A 26,458-nucleotide genomic window follows, 5' to 3' on the forward strand; every position below is an offset into this window, starting at 1 on the left:
ATAGCATACCAAATTGATAATATATTATTTATCAATTAGTTACAAGTGAATTGATTTTATTTAGTGTTCGCTTATGTAACAGGATGCGTACGGTTATGATACAGTCTTGCCCCCGCTAAATCTCCCCCTGAAGGGGGGAGATTTGATTATTGTTTCTGATAGATTTTGTAAGGCCCTCCCTTCCGGGGAGGGTTTGGGTACGGCTCACTCCGACCTTAAACTCCGCACCGGGTTGGCTAAAGCGGCTTTAACCGCTTTAAAGCCTACTGCAGCCCAGGCTATCACAACCGAGCTTAAGATGGCTATAATAAATATTCCGGGTCCTATGGTTATTTTATAAGTGAAATCCTGCAGCCACTTATGCATAAAATAATAGCCCAGGCCCCCTGCTATTGGAAATGCGATGAGGATAAGAACGGTAAACTCTTTGGAGAAAAGGTAAACGATGTGACTAACGGAAGCGCCCAATGTTTTACGTATGCCAACCTCCTTAGTGCGCTGCACTGCCATAAAGGATACCAGCCCATACAGGCCCAGGCAGGATATGAAAATAGCAATGCCTGCAAATATTTTGTAAAGGTCTGATAATTGCCGTTCGCTCTTGTAAAAATTGGCTATTTTATCATCCAGGAACTGGTATTCATACATGCCCTCGGGGAATGTCGTGTTCCACAGCTTTTCGACTGAAGCCAGCGTTTGGCTCACGTTCTGTGGTTGTATTTTGATGTTCAATTTTTGATAAACATCTTTCCAGGGAGCCATCAAAACCGGGGGAATTGCGTTTCTGAGTGAACCAATGTTATAATCCTTAACTACTCCTACTATGCGGGCATATTTTGTTTTATCATCCCAAAGCTTGATGTATTTGCCTATCGCCTCCTTAGGGTCGCGTATGCCCAATTTATGCATTAACGTTTCATTAATTACATAGCTGTTTATCGTGTCGCTTTTTAAGTAAGGGCCCCCTGCGGCAAACTGCAGACCGTATAATTTAAAATACTCCGGATCGGCCCATTTTAAACTTGCGCTAAAATCAGTTTGTTTAGGCGCATTATTGAATTTAAAATCACTGCCCCATCCATTATTATCGGATGGGCTGGCAAAACTAAAGCTGACGTCTTTAATGCCGGGTTGAGCGAGAAGCTGATCTTTCAGGGTGTTTATCTTGCTGCGACTGACGCTGTCGCCAGGGAAGTCGACAGTAATAACAGCGTCCTTATTAAATCCCAATGATTTATTGTTAAAATAATTCATCTGGTAAATAAGTACAAGCGTGCCTATTACCAGTACCTGCGCAATGCCAAATTGAAATACCACCAATACCCTTCTGAGCGAGATGCCGGTAGAACGGCCTGCCCTGATCTTATTTTTAAGAGCCTCGATAGGGTTAAATCCTGAAAGTACCATGGCCGGATAAAAACCCGATAACAGCGTGACGGCGATAATAACACAAAGCAGGAATAGTAAAAGCGTTGGATCTAACAAAAAGCCTGCGCTCAGCTTAATTTCGAGAAGACTATTCAGCATTGGTAATACCAGCTGCGCTATACCTGCTGCCAATACCACAGCAAATACCGTGATGATAAGTGTTTCAGTAATAAACTGAAAAACCAGTTGTTTACGCCGGCTGCCTAATACTTTCCTGATGCCTACTTCTTTTGAACGGTTAACTGCCTGTGCAGTAGCCAGGTTAATAAAGTTTACACATGCTATGATAAGCAGAAATAATCCAATAAGACTGATAACATCGATCAACTGCCTGCTAAACGCATGTCCGCTATATACATTAACCTGGGTATTGTAGTGCATATCGGCAAGCGCCTGCAGTGCCATTCCGTCCTTCACATAGTCTGCCGGCTTATGCTTTTTTACAAAAGCCTGTAAATTAGCATCAAACTGGCTTACACTTACATTATCAGGCAATATGATATAGCAATTATTGTCGCCGAAAGTGCTAACCCAGTCGTGCGAATTACCCTCGTGTTGCCCTCCTTTTCCTGCACTGGTAAGCCACGAGATCACCAGTTTCATCGGGAAATCGGTATTAGCCGGCACATCCTCCAAAATGCCCGTAACCTTCAGGTCCTTCCTGTTTTCATACCTCACTATCTTTCCCATAGCATCGTGCCAGTCGCCGAAGAATTTATTGGCCTCATCCCGCGTGAGCACCACTGTATTAGGTTCCGCCAAAGCTTTCTTTTTGTCGCCTGCCAGCCATTTAAAGTCAAATATGTCAAAGAACTGAGGCTCGGCAAAGTAAGCCAGGTCTTCTTTGAATTTTTTTACTGGTTGTCCTTTGCTACTATTCCCAACAGAATAATGGCTGCCATCATTCTGCATAATAGCGCCTACCGACTTCAGCTGCGGAAAATCTATCCTTAAGCCTTCAGAAAGAGGCAACGGCGTGCCACTGGTTGGGAATACTCCATCAGGATTATGGAAAACTGTCAGCACCCGGTATATATGATCCTTTTTCGAATGAAAATTATCAAAGCTGGTTTCAAACTGAACGATCAGGAAAATAAGCAGGCACGAAGAAATACCAATGGCCAACCCTGCAATGTTAATGGCAGCGTAGCTTTTATTTCTTTTTAAACTGCGCCAGGCAGTCTTAAAATAATTTTTGAACATATGATTGCGATTTAATTTCTCAGAAGACCACACCGGGGCGGCTTCTTTGTACGAAATTATCGTTGCTGAACGTGAATAAGGTCTCAAATGATAAGTTGGGCGCTCTTTTTTATACTCAGCCGGGCTTTTTCCCGTCATTTGTTTAAAAGTACGGTTGAAGGTAGATTTTGAATTAAAACCCGATTCAAATGCGATACCCAGCAGGGTTATCCGGTCGTACTCGGGGTCCTGCATTTTTTGCACAACTTCCCTTATCCGGTACTCATTAATAAAATCGTTGAAATTTTTTTTCAGCGCAATATTAATAATGCGCGATAATTCGTGGGGATGTATGTCGAGTTTTTCGCCTAACGAACTTAGACTTAATTCCGCATCCTGGTGAAACAGGTTGGCTTCCATAGTTTTTTTCAGCCAAATACCTTTTTGTTTTAGTTCTGTTGACGGCGACGGTTTTGAAAAGGACGATACCCCGGCAGTTGCTTCGATCCCCGGTCTTAAAAACGCCACAACCCCGACCCGTATCAGCATGGCTGACAAAAGCATATAAAGCGGATAATATGCCCCCCTATCCAACTGATTATGATAACCGAAATAATCAACCGCTGTAAAAGGTATCCATATTAACCATATAAGCCCGAAACCCACCAGTAAGCGATGCAGCCAAAGGAGTTCAGCCCGGTTACGTTCACCATCGTTAAATTTTAGCCCGTTGTAAAAACGCTCTACCTGTTTATGAGACAGGCGCAGGTAGATTATAACCGAAATAAATGCTAGTAACAGAAACACCGCGTTCAACTGGCGAAAGATCAACGTATCATAAGTGCCTTCCCGGATTTCCAGCGCGATCGCTCCCAGTGCCGGCAACAGCGGACTAAAATGCAGCAAGTCCTTCCAACCGGATTTATATTCCGGATTGACTTTTTTACGCACATAAAAAAAGATGAGCGGACCCAACGCCAAAGAAAACTGCCAGGGTTGCCAGCTTCGGTGTATAAAATAATTGGCCGGCCCCATGTCAATGCACAACACCCATAGTACCTGCAAAACCATCGTTACCAGGGCCAGGCTCAGAAACCGGTTTGCGCCCCTGTCGGTGCTTTTCGTGAACCACAGCAACAGGGCAAAAGTTAACCCGGTGAATATGATCCCGACAAAGGCGAGGTCGTAAAGGTTAGTATGAAAAGTATATGAATTCAAATTATTTCACCTGTTTCATTTTATATAGCACTTATTTTGGTGTCAGTCTAATTGCAATAATCATTGTTGCCGTAGAGCTTGGCCTTTATTCAGACCTCAAACTCTTCACCGGGTTCATCAGCGCTGCTTTTATAGCCTGGAAACTTACTGTAGTTAGTGCGATCAGCATGGCTGCCATGCCTGCCGCAGCAAAAACTATCCAGTTAATATCTATGCGGTACTGGTAGCTTTGCAACCAATGGTGTGTTGCCAGGTAAGCTGCCGGGAATGCGATAATACAGGCTATGCATACCAGTTTCAGGAAATCTTTTGAAAGCAGCCCGACAAGCCCGGTCACTGAAGCGCCAAGCACCTTTCGTATACCGATCTCTTTTATCCTGCGCTCGGCAGTGTAGGCTGCCAAACCGAACAATCCCAGGCATGAGATAAATATGGCCAATCCGGCAAAAACACCTGCCAGTGAGCCGGTTAGGCTCTCCGTTTTAAATAATTGGTCGAAGTCGTCATCAACAAACTTGTACTCAAACGGGTAACCCGGATTATTCGTTTTCATCACCTGCCCTATCTTAACCAAAGCATCCTGCGGGTCCACGCCGGCTTTCATACGGATATTCATCACCCGGTTGTCTGCTTCCTTGCAAAATAATAACACCGGCGCGGTGGAAGCATACATATCATTGTACAGAAAGTCTTTGACAATGCCGGTTATTTGATAAGATTTATTACCATCCCGCAGAACACCGCCTATCCGTCCCTCTTTACCCATCTGTTTGGCAAATGCTTCGTTGATGATGACATTATTGCTGTCCAATTTTGCCTCGGCATAAAAGTCCCTGCCGGCAGCCAGTTTCATACCCATCGTCGAAATAAACTGCGGGCTCACTTTTTCCCAGCTTATCAGCGGGTTTTTAGTGGCGTCTTTCCCCTCCCAACTGTAGCCGTCCGTGTTGCTGCCTACTTCCAGTACCGGATCGTCGCTCAATGCCGCATTCTCTACTACACCTGTCCTGTTCAGATCATTACGGATCGCGCCGAAATGTTCAACCATCTTACCCTGCATATTCATGTAAATTAGGTTGTTTTTGCTGTATCCCAGCTCCCGGTGCTTTACGTGCTGTATTTGCTGGTAAATGATAACTGTGCCAATAATGAGCACTATAGAGGCCGTAAACTGTATCACCACCAAACTTTGCCTGATCAGTCCTGAAGCCGCGCTGGTTTTGATCTTTATATTCTTCAAAACAGTGATCGGATTAAAGGATGAAAGATAGAAAGCCGGATAGCTGCCCGCCAGCAAACCGGTAACCAGGGCAATAGCCACCAGGTAAACCAGGTGTGAAGGCGCCAGGATATCAACGGCAAGCTCTTTTTGGACAAGCGTGTTAAACGATGGCATGGCCAAATAAACAAGACCTATAGCCAGTAAAACAGAAATGGCTGACATAACGACTGACTCGCTAATGAACTGCCCGATCAGCTTGCCCTTACCGGCACCCATTACTTTACGCACGCCTACTTCCTTGGCACGCTGTTCGGAACGGGCTGTAGAAAGGTTCATGAAGTTGATACAGGCTATCAGTAATATGATCCACGCGATGAACGAGAAGAGGGTTACGTACTGTATCCTGCCGCCGCTCATCTTACCGTCCACAAAATTATCGCGCAGGTTCCAGTCGTTCATGGCAAACAGGAAACAAACTGTTTTATTGTCGTTTTTTGTTTTCGTACTGATATAGTTCTTTAATTTTCCGTTTACGCTGGCCAGGCTGGCCGATGGTTCGAGTTCGACATACGTCCGCGCCCAGTTGGCTCCCCACATGGTCATCCAGGGTTGGGTATGATCGATATTGGCCATGGGCACCAGCCAGTGGAACTGTAAGGTCGAATTTTTAGGCAAGTCCTGGAAAACACCGGTAACGGTATAATCCTTATCGTTATTCATCTTTAAGGTTTTGCCCACCGGGTCGGCATTACCAAAGAATTTTTTGGCCATAGTTTCATTGATCACAACTGAATGTAATTCCTGCATAGCGCTTTCCGGATTACCCCTGACAAACGGAATATTCAGGATAGACAATATTTCCTTATCCGCATAATCACCCTGTTCGTTAATATACTTATCGCCCAATGAAAAAAGTGACGGGCTGGTACCGCTCATCCTTGCTGCATTTTTAATGCCCGGTATCTCGGTTGCTATGGCTTTAGCCATTAGCCCCGGCGTTGCATGAAAAGTAGACACCTTGCCCTCATAGGTTTGGTTCTCGTATATCTTATAAATATTGGCCCTTTTTTCAAAATTGTGGTTGAAGGTAAGCTCATCCTGCACCCATAAAAATATGAGCGAAGCACAGGCTATGCCCACCGCTAAGCCTGTAATGTTCAGGAAACTGTACGACCTGTTCTTTAACAGGCTGCGGAACGTGGTTTTAAGGTAATTCTTTATCATGGCTTAAAGTTTATTGGTCATTTTCTATTGCCTCACCCTAAATCCCTCTCCAAAGGAGATGGACTTGAAATCATTATTTTAAAAACTCTCGTTCCAAACCCTCTCCTTTGGAGAGGACAGGGTGAGGCTTAACTATTCGCTTCTCAGGCTCTTCACCGGGTTTACCAAAGCTGCTTTCACAGCCTTGTAGCCCACCGTGAGCCATGCCAGCAATAACGACGCTGCAACAGCTAATAAAAATACATCCAGGCTGATATGTATCCGGTAAACAAAGTTTTGCAGCCAGCCGGTCATCATATACCAGGCAACAGGCACGGCTATCACAAACGATAAGCCTATCAGCACCATAAATTCTTTGGAGAACAGGTAAACGATACTGGCTACCGACGCCCCAAGCACTTTGCGTACCCCAACCTCTTTAGTCCGCTGTACCACCATAAACGATACCAGGCCGTACAGGCCAAGGCATGCAATGAAGATCGCTATACAGGCGCATACTTTATAGATAAGGGCCATTTGGTTCTCCTGGGTATAAAAATGGGCAATGTTCGCATCCAGGAAATAGCCATTATAAGCATATTCGGGATAAGTGTTTTCCCATTGTTTTTGTAACGCGGCTACTGTTTGAACCAGGTTCTTCGTCTGTATCTTGATGGCCACTTCCGATTCAAATTTCTTAGCCGGGGATATTACTATCGGTTTTACAGCTTCCCTCAGCGAATTGGTTTTAAAATCCTTCACCACACCGGTTATCCGTAGCCATGGCGATTTATTGCCGCCCAGGCGAACGGTTTTACCAATAGCGTCCTGTGGTTTAATGTTCAGCTTGGCCACAAAGGTTTCATTTACCACCACCTGCCGGGCGGTGTCGCTTTGTTCATAACCCGTGCCGGCTACAAAATGAAGACCGAACGTTTTAAAATAATCAGCATCGCCAACTTTTAAAAAGGTAGTGATCCCATTTTCTTTAGTCGAATTGTCAAAATAAAAATTAGTGCCCCAGTTATTGTCAGACGATGGCGCGTCGGATACAAAACTTGCAGAGCGTACCACCGGGTTTTGCAGGAGTTGCTGTTTATACGATTCCATTTTACCCAGGCTAATGCTATCCGTATAGCCTGGTATGATTAATACCGCCTCTTTGTTAAAACCCAGGTCGGCCTCATTAACAAAGTTCATTTGTTTAATGGCGATCATGGTGCCAATGATCAGCAATTGCGAAATGGCAAACTGCCCCACTACCAGCGCCCTTCGTAATGGTATGCCACCAATGGAGGCAGCGGTTATTTTATTTTTTAGCGCCAGTACCGGCTTAAAGCCCGATACCACCAATGCGGGATAAATTCCCGCCAGCAGTATCACGGTTATCGCAACAATTACCAGGAACAATATACTTCCGGTACTTAACAGGCTGATCGAATCGGGCACGTTAGCTACGTTCTTTAAATAAGGAAGCGCCAGTTTGGCCAATACCACCGATAAGACGACTGCTCCGAAGATGATAATGGCTGTTTCGCCCATTACCTGTGCAACCAATTGCTTGCGGCTGCTGCCCAGCACTTTGCGGATACCAACTTCTTTTGACCGGCCTACAGATTGCGCTGTGGACAGGTTGATAAAATTAATAGAAGCCATAATGATGATCAGCACCGCTATAAAAGACATGGTACGCAGCGACGCACGGGTGGTCATGTGGTCGCCAAGGGTGTTCCCGAAACGGGTATCAAAATGCATATCAGCAAGGGGTTGTAAAAACTCTACAGAGCTTACCTGGCCCTTATCGCCCGAATGCTTTTTGATAAAGCCCGCCAGTTGGGCATTGACCCGGGCGACTGATTCACTCTGCGGCAAACTCATAAAAACCTGGTGATTGCTGCTTATCGAGTGCCAATCGCTATTGAAGTAGTAATTATCAGGGTATTTTTTTACCGTACGGAAGGATATCAATATTTTGAGCGGCAAGTCGGTATTTGGCCTGGCATCTTCTATTACGCCTGCAACTTTTAAATTGATCAGGTTATCCATTTTAAGCAGTTTGCCTACTGCATTTTTCCAATCGCCGAAATACTTTTCCGCGCTGCTTTTATCTATCACAGCCATTTCGGGCTGTGATAATACCGCCGGGCTGCCGGCCAGCCAGTCGGCTTTAAAAATGTCGAAGAACTGGGGTTCCATAAACATCACACCCATATTCTCGGTAAATTTCTTATCCCCGGCCCCGCCCTGTGCACCACCACTCAATACCGTGATCTGGCTCCCATAGGCGGTATTAATGGCCGCTACTTTAGCCTGCGGAAAATCAAGGCGCAAAGCCTCTGTGGATGGGATGGGTACTCCCGGGTTATACGCAAAGCCTTCCTCGCGCTTTTGCTGAGTAACTACATGATAAATGTTCTTATAATTTGGCCTGAAGGTTTCGAAACTTGTTTCGAACTGGATAACAACGAAAATAAGCAGGCATGCTGCTATGCCGACAGTAAGGCCCGAAACATTGATGGCCGCATATCCTTTATGACGAACGATATTTCGCCAGGCAATTTTGAAATAGTTCTTCAGCATAAAATTGTATTTATAAGAAAAGCATTAAACCATATACCAAAACAACAATACATTAATAATCAGTCACTTGAATTTGTCCACAACATACGAATATGTTCGTAAATGCAACACGCACTGTCCGGTTTCGATACAGTGGAGCCCCCAAACCCATCTCGGTTAGAGAGTGGCTTTTGATGCTACGTTTAAAAGTCTCCCCCTACGGGGGGAGATTTAGAGGGGGCCTACTCGCTCCTCAAACTATCCACCGGGTTTGCAACTGCCGCTTTTATGGCGTGGTAGCTTACTGTTATGATAGCCACCGTTACGGCGAGTATCCCTGCCCCGGCGAACATCCACCATTGGATATTGATGCGATAGGCAAAGCCCTGCAGCCAATTGTGCATAGACCACCAGGCAACCGGCGATGCGACGGCGATAGAAAGCAGCACCAATTTCAAAAAGTCTTTGGATAACAGGGTCGATATAGAGGCCAGACTTGCGCCCAATACTTTACGCACACCTATCTCTTTCGTTCGCTGCTCAATGGTAAATGCCGCCAGGCCAAATAGCCCCATACCCGCAAGTATGATGGTTATTATAGTAAATATGCTGAATATGGACGCCAGGCGATCTTCGGCCTGGTATTGTGAGTTGAAAGCATCATCCAGAAAAGTATAACTAAATGGTGTGTCCTTGTCATACTTTTGATAAATGCTTTTTATAGCATCGATCAGCGTAGGAAGATTTGTGCCCGGCCCTATCCTGGCAAAAAGATTACAGCCATACTTTGTCCAATAACGTGCTGTATCCTGAGCCATGAATAAGCCCAATGGTTTTATGGGTTCCTGCAACGTACTAAAGTTAAAATCCTTTACTACACCCATTATTTCTATATTTTCTGTACCTGCTTTTATAAAACTTCCAACCGGGTTCGCGTCCAGCTGCAGTTTTGATAATGCCTCCTCGTTTATTACTACTTTATTACGACCTGCTATTTGTGCATTCAGCAACGGGGGATATTTCCATTTAAGGCCCAGCACGCTTATGAAATTTTCATCAACGGTTAACGCCGGCAGCATTGACGATTGTTTTTGATTTTTGCCGTTAACCATATACATATCATATCCCTGGAACATGCCGTAATGCGATGTTGCTACGGCAGTTACGCCGGCAAGATTTTTCACCTCCTGGTTAAATGCATGATAGTGCCCGCCGAAGGTGCTGTTTACAGGTATCATAACCACATTTTCCTTATTGATGCCTGTTTCGGCATGACGCAGATAATACAACTGGCGGTCGATGACAATACCACAAATGATAAGGCCTACCGATATGGCAAATTGCACCGTAGTAAATATCTTTCTCACAGTTACCCCGCCCGATTGTTTGCTCATCTTACCCTTCAAAGTGATAACAGGTTTAAATGATGATAGCACCAGCGAAGGATAGCTCCCGGCTATCAAAATGGTCAATACGAGCAGAGCGCCCATCAGCAATAATACCAAAGGGCTGTATAGAAAGGCATTGTCGATTTTCAGTTTCAGCGCATTTAAAAACAGCGGCTTAAAAGCATAACATAATACATAGCCTAACAGGAAAGATAAAGACGTAAAGAGCGCTGATTCGACATAAAACTGCCTGGCGATGTTTTTGCGGCTTGCCCCCGTTACTTTCCTTACGCCAACCTCTTTGGCCCGCAGCGTGGCCCTGGCTGTCGAAAGACTCATGTAATTGACCAGCGCCAGCAATAATACCAGTACGGCTACTATGGGGAATATTTTAAGATATTTTGTGCTACCCGTATCATTATAATTGTTTTCAAGATGCGTTATTGCAAGCGGCTGCAGCGAAAACCGCTCGTCGTCGAAAGCATTCTTATCTGCCTTAACAATCGATTGCATTACGCGTTTCACCTGCGCTGTATCAGCCCTGTCTTTCAATAACAGGTAAATATTAAAAGATCCGGGGCTTATCCGCTGTTGCTCGCCTATGCGGCTGCTCATATCCTTCATGGATGATAAGCTGGCGTTGGAGGCTATAAAATTAAAGTCGATCGATGAGTTTGACGGTGCGTTTTCAGCTACGCCGGTTACCTGGTAAGTATAAGCGCTGTCGCTTTTTATCGTAAGTGTTTTCCCTACCGGATTGGTATCGCCGAAATATTTTTTTGCCATGTCTTTTGAAAGCACAACGGAGAACGGCCTGGTCAAAACTGTCGATGGGTTGCCGTACGATAGTTTAAATGAGAAGAAATCAAAAAAACCTGCATCGGCAAACATCATTTTAGTCTCGGCAAATTTCACGTCTGGTTTGGCCGGGTCATAAACTATAACCTGTTTGATATTATCCATTGTGCGCATATAATCCTGCACTTTGGGCTGGTTTTGTTTAACTATAGGGCCGGTACCAAAACTCATATAAGTCATGTTCAAAGCCTGTCCGCCAATTTTTATGCTGGCATGGAGTGTATAAATACGGTCGCCATTTTTGTGAAAACGGTCGTAACTATGTTCGTGCGCCACATACAGCATAATAAGCATGCAAACAGCCAGCCCGACTGCCAGGCCCGTAATATTAATGAGGCTGAAAAGACGCTGCCTTACCAGGTTGCGCCAGGCTATTTTTAAATAGTTTTTTATCATAACTTAATAGTTCATTGTTTCAAATAGTTCAGCCCCCCTCTAAATCTTGCCCGGTAAAGGAGACTTTTGATGTTGCTGAATAATATATTTACTAAAACCCCTTTTTAAGTCCTCCCTTCGGGGGAAGACTTAGGTGGGCTTATTCACTTCTCAAACTCTTCACCGGGTTTGCCAGCGCCGCCCGTATAGTATGGTAACTTACGGCAATTATGGCCGTAAGCATGGCAATTACTCCGGCGATGGAAAATAATAACCAGTCCGGTTTAATGCGGTAAACAAAATTGTCAAGCCATTGGTGTACCAGGTAAAAAGCTATAGGCACCGCAATAATAAATGAACCAATAGCAAGCATGATGGTTCCCTTGTTTAACAACAGGAACAAATTGGACAATGATGCGCCGAGTACTTTACGTATGCCGATCTCTTTTGTACGGTTAATGGTGGTTAAACCTGACAGTCCGAACAATCCAAGGCAGGCCAGGATAATAGCCAGGATGCACGAGGTAGTAATGGTAGCCATCCAGCGCATATAGGCATTATAGCTTTTTGCCACCTCCTGGTCCATAAAAGTATATTCGAAAGGCGAATTATTGGTTATCTTATCCCAATAGGTTTTGATGTCCTGTAAGGTTTGGGGGATGTTTTTTCCGGCACTTATTCTGATCCATATTTGCCCTGCTATGTTTTTGTTGACCGTATGATAGGCAGGCTGTATTTTTTTGGTCAGGTCGTCAACGTGATAATCCTTGCAAACACCGATGATAATTCCACCCATCTGGTTGTTGATCACACCAAGTTCGGGTTTGCCCAGCATACTATATAAAGTTTCGTTAACCACAATTGCATGCCTGGCTGTACTGCCTTTCAGATCAGGATTGGGCGGAAGGATGATTTTTGCACTATCGCTTGCAATCGCCCTCGAAAATGCCCTGCCCTTTACAATGGGGATCTTCATAAAGGAAAAATAATTGAAATCAACATTAAGTTCCTGTAACATGGTTTTTTGCCCGTTGATAATGTAATTGTTACTGTTATACCCGGCAAAAACAAACGAAGCGCTGGTAATATCCTGTATAGCAGGCTGTGTGGCAGCATAGTTGTACATCCGCTGCTTCATTACATTCAATTTTTCCTTATCCGACCAGCTATAAGGCGAGCCCAAAACAACAACCTGGTCCTTATCGAAACCCATGTCGGTCTTATTGATAAACCGCATCTGTTTATTGATTACCAAAGACGAAATGATGAGGATGACACAAATGGTGAACTGTACAACTACCAAGCCTTTTGATAAAACAGGATTAAGCTTGTAAGCGGAGAAGCTGCGCATAATATTAAGCGGCTTAAGTCCGGACATGGCTAATGCCGGATAAATACCGGCCACGAGCCCCAATGAAACAGCCAGTACAAATAACAGGAGCGCTATTTGCCCGAATGAGAAATAGGCCAACTGTAATTGCGACCCGGTAATAGAGCTAAAAAACGGCAGACAAAGCGAGGCGATCAACAGTCCAACCAATACTGAAATAAATGCCAGTAATTGGGTTTCGGTATAATATTGCAGTATGATCTGGAGCCTGCCTGCACCGATAGTTTTTCTCACGCCAACATCCTGCGAACGCGACATAGTACTTGTAAGCGTTAACAGGATATAATTTAAACATGCGATAAACAAAATAACGAAAGTGAGGCATATCAGCTGGTAGATGTTTTTCAGGTCGGTATAATGTCCCCAGGGACCACTTTGATTGTAATGGGCATCAGCAAATGGCCGCAGGTACAGTTGCATATCCTCAACCTTATTTGCGTTATTCTTCTGCATGGATTCAACCAATGATTTAAAGTAGGTTTTTGCAAAGACATTCAATTTTGCATTGAACTTAGCCACATCGGTACCTGCCTTCAGTTTTAATATCAAAGGGTGACTAAATGAATTAATGCCATTTTTCAACCTCTCCTTATAATCGGGGTCTGCATGGATAGGGATCACCATATCGTACTGGAGGCTTGAGTTTGCCGGGAAATTTTCAGATACGCCACCCACCGTAAAGAGCATATTGTTGTCATTTGGGAACGAGATCACTTTCCCCACCGGGTTTTCATTTCCGAAATACTTTTTCGCCAGCCTTTTGCTGATCACCACCTTATTTTGTTCGGATAGTACCGTGGAGGCATTCCCGTATATCAATGGAAAATTAAATACTTTAAAAAAATCAGCGTCGGCATAAGTGATATTGTCCTTTTCCTTGAAACTTTGATTACCTGCGCGTACGATCTCATCACCCAATCCGCCCAACCGTATGGCATTTTCAACTTCCGGAAAATTGCGCTTCAGGTCTTCCGCTAAGATAGGCGGAGTTACTACCATATTTTTCTGCTCGGCGTCCTTCATCATAAACGAGAAAAAGCTCTTTTTAGGCTGCTCGCGCTGAACCGATGCAAACAGGTCGGACTCCTCCAGCCTGAACAGTTGCGCCTGGTCGTGATGGAAGCGGTCGAACGACCGTTCGTTTTTTACATACAAATAAACCAGTATGCAAAAAGCGCTGGCTACACCCAAACCAATGATATTGATGGTGGTGTACAGTTTATTGCGGAACATGTTCCTGAATGCGAGCTTAAAATTGATCTTTAACATAATGCCACTGTTTTTTAAAGGTTTAAATGCTGCTTAAATTTAAATAGCTCACTCAGACCGTAAACTCTTTACCGGGTTTGCCAGAGCGGCCTTAATAGCCTGGTAACTTACTGTTATCAAAGCAATAACCAGCGCTGTACCGGCAGCGCTGATAAATATCCACCACGACAGGCTGATCTTATAAGCAAACCCCTGCAGCCACTTGTTCATGGCCCACCAGGCTATGGGGAAGGCGATCACACTGGCAACAAGTACCATCTTAATAAAATCCATCGACAACAGGCTGACAATATGTTGCATACTGGCGCCCAATACTTTGCGTATGCCTATTTCCTTAACCTTTTGTTCGGCGGCAAAAGCAGCTAAACCCAATAGGCCTAATGCGGAGACCACGATGGCAATACTGGCAAATAAAGTTATCAGCAACGATGATTGCTGTTCGGTTTTATACAGGTTATTGTATGAATCATCAAGGAAATCATATTCGAACGGAGCGTCGGGAAAGAAACGGCGCCACACCTTTTGGGTAGCCGCGATGGCCCCGGCAGCGTTGCGGGGCGCTGTTTTTACATAAAATCCGGTACCGCCTGTATTTGATATCACCATAGGGCCTATTTTTTCATGCAGGCTCTTGTAATGAAAATCTTTTACAACGCCTACAATAACCCCGGTATCGCCCTGGTGCATAAATCGCTGGCCTATCAAAGGCTTGGGCAGATGAAGCAGTTTTACGGCTGTTTCGTTGAGCAATACGTTATGTTCATCTGCTTTACTGGTGTTAAACCACCTGCCTTCAATAACCTTAACCTGCATCATATGCTGAAAATCCGGGTCGACCCGCAACGGCGCAAATGATGGTTCAAAATCCTTTGGCCGGCCCGCCCAGTCGAAGGAACCCGAGCTTTGATTACCAAAATCGACCAGCCCGCTGCTTGCCAGCGATATTTCGCTGACTGAACTTTGTGATTTTAATTCTTCCTTAACTGTTTTCAGCAAAGCATCACTTTTCTTAAAATCAAAGCCTTTAATTTTCCAATAAGGAAAATTAAATGTAAATACCTGCGCCCGGTTATAGCCGATATCTGTTTTCTGCATGTAACGTAATTGGCTATAGATAACTATGGTACCGATGATAAGGATGACGGATATAGTGAACTGCACAACTACCAGCACTTTCCTCAAGCCTGAATCTTTAAAATTAAGCACACTTTTCCCCCTGAAAACTTTCAGGGGTTGGAATGAAGAGAGTAAAAAAGCAGGATATAGGCCATTTAACAGGAAAGATATAAGTAAAGTTGCCCCAATTATCAGTATGATAACAGGTGAAGAGAACGGCTGGTCGAACTGCCGGTCTGTGAACGTTCTGAACCACGGGAGGCTTACCTGAACCAGTAGCAGCGCAAACACTAATGCAATAAGGCTTACCAGCAGCGATTCGGACATAAATTGCCCGAATAAATGCAGCCTGCCGGCGCCGACGATCTTCCTGATACTGACTTCTTTTGAGCGGATACTCGCACGGGCCGTGGTCAGGTTGACATAATTGATACACGCCGTGATAAGTAAAAAACTTGCCAAAACAATAAATACATTGACGATGGTACGGTTGCCATGCGCAAAAGATGAGGACTGCAGATCGTTCTCGAAATGCATATCCCTTATATTGATAAGGCCATACTTCGATTTGCCATTGTCATCTTTCCGGTTTGTACGCAATATCTGGAGTAATTTAGCCGATACATTTGCTGGTTTGGCACCTGGTTTAAGTTTCAGAAAAACGAGGTAATTGTAATTGTTCCATACCAAGGCATTTTTTCTTTGGTTGGTGTCGGTAAGCTGAGCTGCTATTGGCATGAGCATGTTATATTGAAAGCTTGAATTAGCGGGCGCATCTTTTACAACACCCTCAACCTGGTAATTCACCGTATCTATCTTCAGTATTTTACCCATCGGCTCCTCATTGCCGAAATACTTCTTTGCCGTCGTTTGTGTGAGTATCAGGCTAAAAGGATTTTTGTTAAATGTTTCGGGCGAGCCTTCAATAAAATCGTAATGAAACATTTTAAACCATTGGTCATCTACATAAGCTGATTTTTTTTCGCTGATGACCTGGTCCCTGTAGCGCATATTTATCGCTGCATAATTATTTGGCTTTAAACGTGTTGCATTCTCTACCTCTGGAATATCTTTAACTGCATGATCAGCCAGGATATACTGGACATGTTCCCAAACCCAGGTTTCTGTCTTGTTTATGGTCAGGTATGCCTTAACCCTGTAAATATTGGCCGCATCGGGCTGCTGCTTGTCAAAACTCAGTTCGTTTTGCACCCAAAGCACAATTAATACGGTGGCAGCCATGCCAATGCCCAGCCCGGCAATATTGATCATTGTCATTCGCCTGTGCCTTACCAGGTTTCGCCATGCGGTCTTAAAGAAATTTTTTATCATGATTAGTTTCGTTAATTCATTAGTCAATTGGTATTAATACCTGATCTCAACTCCTGTCAACCATTTCCTACCCTGTCCGCCTCATCCGCAGCACTTCCTTCCGAGCGTTTGCCCGTTTTATAAGCCTTGCCAAACCGGTAGGTGAACGACAAGGTTACTACCCGCGAATCGCGCTTAAGCTTAAAATACTCCGTCGCTCCCGGGAACTGTGTTAACCCTTCCATTGCATTGGTATATAGTATATCCCGCGCAGTTAGTTTAATGGTTGCTTTTTTATTTAATATGGGTTTCGAAACCCCAACCGAAAGCTGCCCCGTCGGATACAGGTATTCCTGTATATCATTACGTGCGTGCGTGGTATAAAACCCGGATAGTTCTGCGGTATATTTTGCTATGGTGAACTGATTGGTGGTACTCAGATTTAGCTGATCGATATAGCTGCTGTAATTATTGCCGTTAAAGCCGTTCAATTGCTTGTGATTGTAAACCGCCTGCAAATTGAGCGACCACCATTTGAAAGGCGAAACCGATAAGGCTTCGGTTATGCCAAAGTTATTGGTATGGCCCACGTTGCCCTGCGAGTACAAAAGGACGCCCCTTGCCGGATCGGCAAGAAATAGCTGCGAAAAATAATTCGTTATCCGGCTATAAGAAACACTGGTGGTAAGCAGGTCCTTGTATTGATGGCTAAGCTCCAAATTCCAGCTGTATTGCGGCAGCAGGAACGGGTTTCCTGTTTGATAGGTGTATTTATTAATGATAAAATAAAAGGGATTCAGGCTTTGGAATGGCGGCCTGTCGATACGCCTGCCGGCTGTAAACGTAAACGTATGTGATGAATCGGACTGTATGCTGATATTGCCGCTCGGGAAAAGCCCGCCGTAATTGCGCGAAAATGCCGAGTCGGCTTGTATGGCATTGCCCAGCTGATGTGCGTGGTAGTCTGTATGCTCGTACCGTATTCCCGCCTCCACACTCACTGCGCCGAAACGCCCGTCGAAACTGCTGTATAGCGCATGAATATTCTCGCTATAAATAAAATGATTGTTCTTGGTATTATCATCTACCCATTGGCTGCCGTCGTAGTTTTGATAAAAGGCGCTGTTATCTGTAGCGCTGTGCGATGTTTTTGCGCCTGCCGAAAATGTGCCATTTTTGCCCGTATTCAGGGTATAGTCCACTTTCCCCGAAGTTATATTGATAGTGGTCGGTATATTTCCCCGCGATCTTTCATCGTAACCACCGTCTGCCAAAAATTGGTTGTCAAAATCTTCGGTTGTCCGTATGCCGTAATGCAGCCAGTCAAAATCCGCCGCAATATCTTGTTTATCCGATATATTATGCCTTGCATTCAGATTGATCGAACCATTCCGGAACCGGCTGTTGTTCTTATTAGTAGTCGCAATAGCGGAGTCGGCAGCACCGGCTGCATCCAGCCAGGTTGCGATGCCTTTGTTGTTTCCCGAACGTTGAATAGCCGTTGCGCCCAACACTATACCCACCGTAGTTTTCGGACTAACAAAGTAGTCCAGCCCCGTTTTTATGGTATTGTTAGCGAAATTTCCTTTAAAATAAGCCGGTTGCTGCAACATCGAACTTAATTCGCCCTGTTCGGTAAAGTATTTCCTCAGGGCATATAGGTCGGTGAGGTATTTAACCAGGTTTACATTATAATTCACAAAGGCGTTAATTTTACCGTTACGATAATTCATCACCAGGCTATTGGTATTTTTGGGATAAACCCCCTGGCCCACCGATGTGGTAAGCGACCCGTTAAAGCCCTTTTGCCTGTTCTTTTTAGTTTTGATATTGATAACCCCCGCATTTCCGCTTGCATCGTATTTGGCCGATGGATTGGTGATCAGTTCGATCTGCTGTACCTGGGCGGCGCTCATGCTGCTCAGCAAATTGTTCAGGTCGTCACCAGAAAGATAGGTTGGCTTATCGTCTATCATTACCAGCACGCCGTTCTTTCCTTTAAGCGATATACCACCGTTACGGTCGACAATTACGCCCGGAGATTTTTCAAGCACTTCCAGCACTGTCGAACCTACGCTGGTAACCGATGATTCCACATTTACGATAACCTTGCCCTGTTTTTGCTCTATCAATGGCTTGCGCGCGGTTATGCTTACCTCCTGCAAAGTGGTGCCCGAAGGCTCCAGCGCAAGCGTGCCGGTTTTTATATCTGCGGGAAAATGATAAACCGCGGAATTTTTCTTTGCATACCCGGTATAAGTAACCGAAAAGGTATAATCACCGCCGCTGATATTGCTGAATGCAGCTGCTCCCTTTACATCGGTTATGGCTGCTTTTACCAATTTTTCTGCCCTTAATAACTGCACTGTAGCGCCGTCAACAGGCTGCAACTTCTCATTTACCACAGTTAACGTAAATACTGATGTATCCGGCGCCTGGCCATAGGCAATAACAGATAATAACAATAAAACAATCAACGTGGCGGTCTTCCTCATTCAATATTTATTTAATATTTAAAACTATCCTCAACTAGTCTCTAATTAACTGAACACAATTCACCAATTACTCGCTGCGCAAACTCGTTACCGGATTCATCAACGCTGCCTTTATAGCCTGGTAACTAATGGTAGCAAACGCTATGATGATAGCCAGCAAACCTGCTACTGCAAACACCCACCATTGCATATTGATGCGATATGCAAAATCCTGTAACCATTTATTCATAGCATACCAGGCCACCGGCGACGCGATGACTATAGCAATAAGCACCAGCTTTATAAAATCAAACGACAGCATGGCTGTAATGCCGGTAACTGAAGCGCCCAATACTTTTCGTACACCAATTTCCCGCGTACGTACCTGTGCCGTATAAGCTGCCAAACCCAATAAACCCAAACAAGATATCGCGATGGCGATAGAAGCGAAATAAGTAAACAGGGTTCCCTCCTGCTGTTCGCTTTGATAAAGGCCATTAAACACCTCGTCCAAAAATGCGTAGCCGAAAGGATATTGCCCGTTATAGGTTTTAAACTGTTTTTCTGCTGCTGCCAGGGCCTTTGGTGCATCGCGGCGGGTTGTTTTTATATACAATTTATTCATATACCTGGGGGCATACCAAAATATAGCCGGCGCTATCTTTTCCTTCATGGAAGCATAGTGAAAATCCTTTACCACGCCAATGATAGTCCCTTTGTTGCCTTGCATGGTAAACCGTTTGCCCACAGGATCCTTTATGCCCATTTGTTTTATAGCGGCTTCATTTAAAATAAAATGTGCTGTATCATTAACTGCGCCTGTAAATGATGCCCCGGATACGAGCTTCATTTTAAAGAAAGATATCAGGTTCTTATCAACTACAATAGGATGCATGATGACATTATCCTTCGGGTCTTTTCCATCCCAATCAACCGATCCGGTAAAACCCTGGAACCTTACTATGTTTTGGTTTGAACGTGTTACGTCCAGTACGCCCGGCGATTTCAGTAATTCGGCTTTAACCGCATCGTAATGTTTGTCCATATCCCGCATCCATACCGATATAACATCCGTTTTATCAAAGCCCAGGTTCTTCGACCTGATATAGTTTAACTGGCTGGTAATAACTATCGTACCGATGATGAGCAAAATGGAGAATGCAAATTGTGTAACTACCAATATCTTCCGGAACATGACATCGCCAACACCGGCCGATATTTTACCCTTAAGGGCTTTCAATGGCTCGAACGATGATAACAGGATAGCCGGATAAATACTGGAAGCGATCAGTGTGGCTGTTATAGCGACAGCAATCACCATCCAGATATGGTAGTCGGCCAGGTTTAGCACCAGTTGTTTGCCTGCCACCTGGTTAAACAGAGGCATCAGCACATAAATAAGTCCCAGTGCCAGCACGGCGGCCAATGAAAACAGTAAAGCTGTTTCAATAATAAATTGTAAAAAAAGCTGCGCCTTGCCCGCGCCAACTATTTTCCGCATACTGATCTCCTTTGATCGCAGCATCGATCGCGCCGTCGAAAGGTTGACATAGTTAATACACGCTATAACCAGGATCAGTAAGGCTATCCCGATAAACATTCGGATGGTACTTATGCCCTTGTCCGTCATGTCGGCATTATATAAATGCATTTTAGCCAAAGGCAAAAGCAGGTATTCCGCGTCAGTATCATCAGGTTTATGGTTCAAATGTATCTGCCTGATTTGGGTTGCAAGCGTTTTTAATGATGTGCCCGGCTTTAACACCAGGTAAGTATCATAATCCAGGTACCCAAAATTATTGCCCATATCCATACCCTGTTTCAGCATGGCCTTCAGGTTAAAGCTCATAGGCATCAGCATATCATAGCGCATACTTGAGTTTTTCGGGAAGTCGGCAATTACACCGCTAACAGTTAGGTTCTGCTTGTCGTCGGCCACTATTACTTTTCCTATCGGATCAGTATTACCGAAGAATTTTTCGGCGGTTGTTTCAGTTATTACCACCGAGTTGTCATCAACAAAAGGCCTTGCATTATTACCCTTTATCAACGGAAAATCGAACACGGAAAAAAATGAAGGGTCTGCAAACATGGCATATTCGTCGCCAAATACCTTATCCCCGTATTTATATAACGAATAAAAACCGTTCCCTGTCAGTCGCACCTGCTCCGTAACTTCGGGCAGTTGCTGTTTTGAAAGCGGACCTATCGGCGCTACTCCGGCGGTAAATATTTGTTTGCTTTTACCCGTTCCGCCAGATATCTCCAGCCTGTATATATTAGCCGCGTTTTTGTGGAAACTGTCAAAGCTTAGCTCATCCTGCACCCATAATAAAATCAGTATGCCAATGGCCAGCCCCAATGTCAATCCTGCAATATTAATGACCGAGTAAAACTTGTTTTTTACCAGGTTGCGCCAGGCTGTTTTAATGTAGTTCCGTATCATGGTATTGGTTTATTAGTTTATTGGTATTGCAAACTGCCAACTATCAACTGCAAACTCCTTACTCGCTTCGCAAACTCTTTACCGGGTTAGCTATAGCCGCTTTAATGGTTTGAAAGCTTAGGGTTATTAAAGCTACCGCAAGCATCCCGGTACCACTTAAGGCAAATACCCACCAGCTTAGTGATGTTTTATCTGCAAAGTTTTGCAGGAACAATTTTTGCAAAGCCCACCAGGATAAAGGTGTTACAATTACAAATGCCAGTAAAACAAGCAGTATCAGCTCTTTCGACAACAAGGTTACTATCTGGGTTACTGTTGCACCAAGTACCTTTCTAACGCCAATTTCCTTGGTACGTAAGCCGGTAGTGTACATTGCCAGTCCCAGCAGGCCAAGGCAGCTTATAAGTATGGCAAGCCCCGTTGCCCAGCTAAGCAGTTTTGAAGTATGCCGTTCGCTTTCGTAAAATCTGGCGATACTTTCGTCATAAAACTGGTATTGAAAATCGTTGTCAGGATACAATTGCTTCCAGGTCTTCTCCATCCCTGCTATGGCGGCCTTCCATTCATTGCCACCTGCAGTTTGCGGCTTTAGGGCAATATGAAACGTATTGTTGTTGTACTTAACAGGATGGTACACGATGGCGAGGGGGCGTATGGGTGCCCGTAACGATTTTTGATAAAAGTCGGCTACCACGCCAATCACTTCACGGGGTTTGTCGCTGCGGTCAATTAGTTTGCCTATTGCCTGTTGAGGTGTCTTAAAACCAAGTGCTTTAACAAAAGTATTATTGATAACCATCTGGCCGGATGTGTCGCTTGCGGTTAGGTCGCGGCCGGCAAGCATCTTTATTTTGTATAATTTGATATAGTTTTCGTCGCCAAATTTTATTTCAAGATCGGTTTTAATTTCCTTCTTCCCGTCTTTGTAGGTTACCGTCGTTGAATTGGTGCCACCTGATGACGGAGGAGCATTTCCGATACTGATCAGTTCGATCTGCGGAAGTGCTTTCAGTTCAGCTAAAAAAACCTGCTTTTTGCTCGCTGTATTGTTTTTATAAGGTGTGGTTACGTAAAGGATAGCGTCTTTCTTAAAACCCAGATCTTTATGAAGCGCATAGTAAATTTGCTTGCTTACCAATATGGTCGCGATGATAAAAAACTGGGCGATAATGAATTGCGTAACCGTTAACGATTTGCGCAACATGGTGCTTCGGGTTTTGCTGCTGCCGCTGAAAGCCTGATTTTTTAAAACCTGCACGGGTTGGAAATTGGACAATACCATCGACGGGTAAAAACCGGCTATAAAGCTTACAAGGACGGTTAATCCTAAAATAAACACCATCAATACCGGGTGGCCGAGCGGATCAAACCGGATATTCTTCGAGATAAAATCTGAAAATAGTTTAAGAATAAACGGAGCCAAAACGATGGATATAATAACGGCAAATAAAGTAACCAGGAAAGTTTCGCTCAGGAATTGCCCGATCAACTGCCCCCTGCTGCTACCCATGGTTTTACGTATGCCTATTTCTTTGGCGCGCTGCGAGGCTTGTGCCGTGGTAAGGTTGATAAAGTTGATACAACCTAATATCAGCAGAAATGCAGCTATAAAAAGAAGACCGTACAAAGTCGATTTATTTGCCACGCTCCCCGAATCAAAACTGCCGTATTTTGAGTTGAAATGCAGGTCGCTTAGTGGCTGCAGGCGGTATTCGGTAGTGCTGCCTTTGTCTTCGGGCTTGGGTGGGTTGTGCTTTTTGTATAACGCGTTTATCTGTTTCTCAATATTTGCGGCTACGCTACCCGACGACAGTTTAACAATAAACTGCGAAGCCGAAGTGGTGCTGCCCCACTCCGTTGGCTGTACCTGGTCCTGCAGTGAGTGGGAGCTTTTAATTGTGCTGTACGAAATGAAATCCTTAAAAGTGAGATCGGAATTTTGCTTTAATGTTTCTACTACCCCCGTTACCGTTGTGCGCAGCGTATCCTCAAAAATGATCTCTTTTCCCAGCATTTGCTGGTAGGAAAGCGAAGGAAAATAGTTTTTGGCTTGTTCTGATGTTAATACTACCTGGTAGGGCCCGTTCAGCGCAGTAGATGCCGACCCAACAAGCCATTTATATTGAAACATGTTGAAGTAACGCCCGTCCGCAAGCACCGAACTTTGTTCGTGATTGAATTTTTTTGGAGACTTAGACCCATCCGGAATACTCGCCGAAAAATCATACAAAGTAAAAAATGGTGCGGAAGACTCTACTCCTGTCACTTCGTTTCGCACTGCCTCGGGCATAGGACCGGTAACACCGCAATTATAGCCTGAATTACCTGCAAACGAGAAATCCGTCACAACGCGATATATCCTGTCGCTATCTTTATGGAATTTATCGAAGGAAAAATCATAGTTGACAATGAGAAAGATAACCACAGCCGCACTTATACCTATCGACAAGCCGATGACGTTAATGAACGTAAAAAGCTTGTGCTTTTTGAAACTGCGAAAGGCAATTTTGAAATAGTTTCTGATCATATCTGTACTTTATTGGTTCAATTGATAGTTGCTTGTGCAGTATTATTCCGAACGTAAACTCTTTACCGGGTTAGCTACAGCTGCTTTTATGGTCTGAAAACTCAATGTCAACAGCGCTGTTAATAGCATTCCTCCACCGCTTAAAGCAAACACCCACCAGCTTACAGCGGTATGGTCTGCAAAATTCTGTATCCATTTACCCATTGCGTACCACGCCAGGGGCGTTACAATTACAAAGGCAAGCAACACCAGCAAAACCAATTCTGTCGACAGCAAAGTAACTATTTGCGACACAGTGGCACCAAGTACCTTCCGTACACCAATCTCCTTTGTGCGCGCGCCGGTTGTGAACATAGCCAGCCCTAAAAGGCCCAGGCAACTGATAAAGATCGACAGTCCCATTGCCCAGGTCAGCAGTTTAGATATCTGCTGCTCTTTAGTGTACATTTTAGCTATCGATTCATCAAAAAAGCTGTACTGAAAGTCGTCATCCGGAAAAAGCTGTTTCCACTGGGTTTCCATTGCTGATGTAGCCGCTTTCCATTCATTGCCGCCGGCCGTTTCGGGCTTCAGGGCTATATGCAAGCCATCACTATTATAATTCTGCGGAAAAATTGCCATTGGTTTTATAGGGGCATGCAATGATGCCTGGTGAAAATCTGCAAATATCCCTACTATCTGGCGTTTGTCTGTATTGCCGAACTCCACGAATTTACCAACCGCATCAGGTGCGTTTCTGAAACCGATAAGGTGCGCATAGTTCTCGTTTACAAGCATGGCGGTGGCAGTATCGCTTAGTTGTACGTTCCTTCCTGCCAGCAATTTGATATGATAAACTTTGATATAATTCTCATCCCCGGCCTTATTATACAATTCAGATCGTATCTCTTTTTTCCCGTCCCGGTAGGTTACATCATTCGAACTCCAGCCATTTGTCGATGGTATATCGCCCCCCCGGCTTACCAGGTCAACCTGTGGTAGTTGCTTTATTTTCTCGGTGTAAACGTCCTTCAAACCTTTGTTTTTTAGATTATAAGGCATAAAAATGTTAACAATGGCATCTTTTCTGAATCCCATGTCTTTATGCAACGCATAATGTATCTGCTTGCTTACCAGTACAGTGGCCATAATAAAAAACTGTGCAATGATAAACTGGGTTACCGTGAGCGATTTGCGCAGCCAGGCATTACGGGTTTTATTGGTACCCGTGTAAGCCTGGTTCTTCAATACTTGTACCGGCCGGAATTTGGACAATACCAGGGCCGGGTAAAAGCCCGAAACAAAGCTTACTACAATGGTAAGCACGATCATAAAACCGATAAGTACCGGATGCTTAAGGAGGTTGAATTTAATGTCCGGTGAAATGAAATCGGCAAACAGTTTTAATATGAACGGCGCCAGTATTATCGAAATGGTGACAGCTAACAGGGTTACCAAAAACGTTTCACTAAGATATTGCGTAATTATTTGCCCGCGGTTGCTGCCCATAGTTTTACGTATACCGATCTCTTTAGCCCTTTCCGACGCTTGCGCGGTAGTAAGGTTGATGAAATTGATACAACCCAGCAAAAGAAGAAATGAAGCAACAGCGATGAGCAGGTAAAGTGTTGTTTTATTAGCAACAGGTTTATCAAAAGCGCCATAATGGGCGTTAAAATGCAGGTCGCTTAATGGCTGCATAACAAAGGTGGGTTTGTATCCACCCGGCTTGTTTAGCTCGGGCCTGTTCTTTAACAAAATGGCATTGAGTTGTTTAACTATGTTTGAAGCGCTGGTTTTAACCCCAAGTTTAACAAACACCTGCGAACTTGACGTAGTTCCGCCCCAGCTGGTCAGCTGTTTTTTCAGGTCGCTTATGCTGTTCATCGTTCCATATGAAATGAAATCGTGAAAAGCCAGGTCGGTATTCCCTTCGGGTTCCGCTACTATGCCCGTTACCGTAGTTCTGATGGTGTCTTCGTAAACAACCTGTCTGCCTATTATCTGATCGTAGGCAAGGGACGGGAAATATTTCTGAGCTTGTTTTGAAGATAACACCACCTGGAAAGGCGCATTCAGAGCGTTTTTTACCGAACCGGCCAACCATTGCCGCGGAAACAGAGCAAAATATGTTTTATCGGCATAAACTACATCCTGGTTTTTAAACTTGGCAGGCGTTTTAGCCTGTATAGTGACTTTATAATTTAGGTTGTAAAGCGGGGCAACTGCATCCAGCCCGGTTACCTCATTCTTTGCCGCCTCGGGTAACGGTCCGCAAACCCCGCTGTTATAAAATGGTTCGCCCTGGAAAGCGTAGTCGGTTACTACCCGGTATATCCTGTCTCCTTCTCTGAAATTCTTGTTGAAAGTAAAGTCATAATCAACGATCAGGAATATGACCAATGCCGCGCTGATTCCAATGGCCAATCCTATAATATTAATGAATGTGAATAGCTTATGTCGCCTGAAACTGCGGAGCGCAGTTTTTAAGTAGTTTTTGAACATGGTCCGTA

10 protein-coding genes are annotated in these 26,458 nt (G+C 44.4%); all 10 read right to left on the reverse strand.

Annotation, left to right across the window (positions count from 1 at the left end):
- Positions 1-204 precede the first annotated feature (204 nt).
- The 10 genes from VL525_RS22520 to VL525_RS22565 all read right to left on the reverse strand — a co-directional run bounded on the left by VL525_RS22520 (position 205) and on the right by VL525_RS22565 (position 26,450).
- Positions 205-3,828, reverse strand: coding sequence for an ABC transporter permease (locus VL525_RS22520; protein WP_325389974.1), 3,624 nt, complete (start codon positions 3,826-3,828; stop codon positions 205-207).
- An 85-nt stretch (positions 3,829-3,913) separates the two neighbouring features.
- Complete coding sequence (locus VL525_RS22525; RefSeq protein ID WP_325389976.1) at positions 3,914-6,274, reverse strand: ABC transporter permease; 2,361 nt, start codon at positions 6,272-6,274, stop codon at positions 3,914-3,916.
- Positions 6,275-6,406: 132 nt separating this feature from the next.
- Positions 6,407-8,833, reverse strand: coding sequence for an ABC transporter permease (locus VL525_RS22530; protein ID WP_325389978.1), 2,427 nt, complete (start codon positions 8,831-8,833; stop codon positions 6,407-6,409).
- A gap of 221 nt (positions 8,834-9,054) precedes the next feature.
- The gene (locus VL525_RS22535; protein WP_325389980.1) at positions 9,055-11,454 is read right to left on the reverse strand and encodes an ABC transporter permease; all 2,400 of its coding nucleotides are present in this window, start codon (positions 11,452-11,454) and stop codon (positions 9,055-9,057) included.
- Between the two features lie 139 nt (positions 11,455-11,593).
- Positions 11,594-14,092, reverse strand: coding sequence for an ABC transporter permease (locus tag VL525_RS22540; RefSeq protein WP_325389982.1), 2,499 nt, complete (start codon positions 14,090-14,092; stop codon positions 11,594-11,596).
- Between the two features lie 48 nt (positions 14,093-14,140).
- On the reverse strand, positions 14,141-16,540 hold the full coding sequence (locus VL525_RS22545; RefSeq protein WP_325389984.1) for an ABC transporter permease: 2,400 nt from the start codon (positions 16,538-16,540) through the stop codon (positions 14,141-14,143).
- A gap of 56 nt (positions 16,541-16,596) precedes the next feature.
- Complete coding sequence (locus VL525_RS22550) at positions 16,597-19,014, reverse strand: outer membrane beta-barrel protein (protein WP_325389986.1); 2,418 nt, start codon at positions 19,012-19,014, stop codon at positions 16,597-16,599.
- Positions 19,015-19,081: 67 nt separating this feature from the next.
- Entirely contained in the window at positions 19,082-21,439 is a 2,358-nt protein-coding gene (locus tag VL525_RS22555; RefSeq protein WP_325389988.1) for an ABC transporter permease, read from the reverse strand.
- Positions 21,440-21,497: 58 nt separating this feature from the next.
- Positions 21,498-23,966, reverse strand: a complete 2,469-nt coding sequence (locus tag VL525_RS22560; protein ID WP_325389990.1) for an ABC transporter permease — start codon at positions 23,964-23,966, stop codon at positions 21,498-21,500.
- Positions 23,967-24,008: 42 nt separating this feature from the next.
- Positions 24,009-26,450 (reverse strand): FtsX-like permease family protein, encoded by a 2,442-nt coding sequence (locus tag VL525_RS22565; RefSeq protein WP_325389992.1) that lies wholly within the window; start codon positions 26,448-26,450, stop codon positions 24,009-24,011.
- Between the last annotated feature and the right edge of the window lie 8 nt (positions 26,451-26,458).

The organism is Mucilaginibacter sp. (genome assembly GCF_035492695.1).
Taxonomy (GTDB): domain Bacteria; phylum Bacteroidota; class Bacteroidia; order Sphingobacteriales; family Sphingobacteriaceae; genus Mucilaginibacter.

What these genes read in the sequence shown, in the direction of transcription:
- VL525_RS22525 (WP_325389976.1), bottom strand. Translation starts at nt 6,274, where the DNA reads ATGATAAAGAATTACCTTAAAACCACGTTCCGCAGCCTGTTAAAGAAC.
- VL525_RS22530 (WP_325389978.1), bottom strand. Translation starts at nt 8,833, where the DNA reads ATGCTGAAGAACTATTTCAAAATTGCCTGGCGAAATATCGTTCGTCAT.
- VL525_RS22535 (WP_325389980.1), bottom strand. Translation starts at nt 11,454, where the DNA reads ATGATAAAAAACTATTTAAAAATAGCCTGGCGCAACCTGGTAAGGCAG.
- VL525_RS22540 (WP_325389982.1), bottom strand. Translation starts at nt 14,092, where the DNA reads ATGTTAAAGATCAATTTTAAGCTCGCATTCAGGAACATGTTCCGCAAT.
- VL525_RS22545 (WP_325389984.1), bottom strand. Translation starts at nt 16,540, where the DNA reads ATGATAAAAAATTTCTTTAAGACCGCATGGCGAAACCTGGTAAGGCAC.
- VL525_RS22550 (WP_325389986.1), bottom strand. Translation starts at nt 19,014, where the DNA reads ATGAGGAAGACCGCCACGTTGATTGTTTTATTGTTATTATCTGTTATT.
- VL525_RS22555 (WP_325389988.1), bottom strand. Translation starts at nt 21,439, where the DNA reads ATGATACGGAACTACATTAAAACAGCCTGGCGCAACCTGGTAAAAAAC.
- VL525_RS22560 (WP_325389990.1), bottom strand. Translation starts at nt 23,966, where the DNA reads ATGATCAGAAACTATTTCAAAATTGCCTTTCGCAGTTTCAAAAAGCAC.
- VL525_RS22565 (WP_325389992.1), bottom strand. Translation starts at nt 26,450, where the DNA reads ATGTTCAAAAACTACTTAAAAACTGCGCTCCGCAGTTTCAGGCGACAT.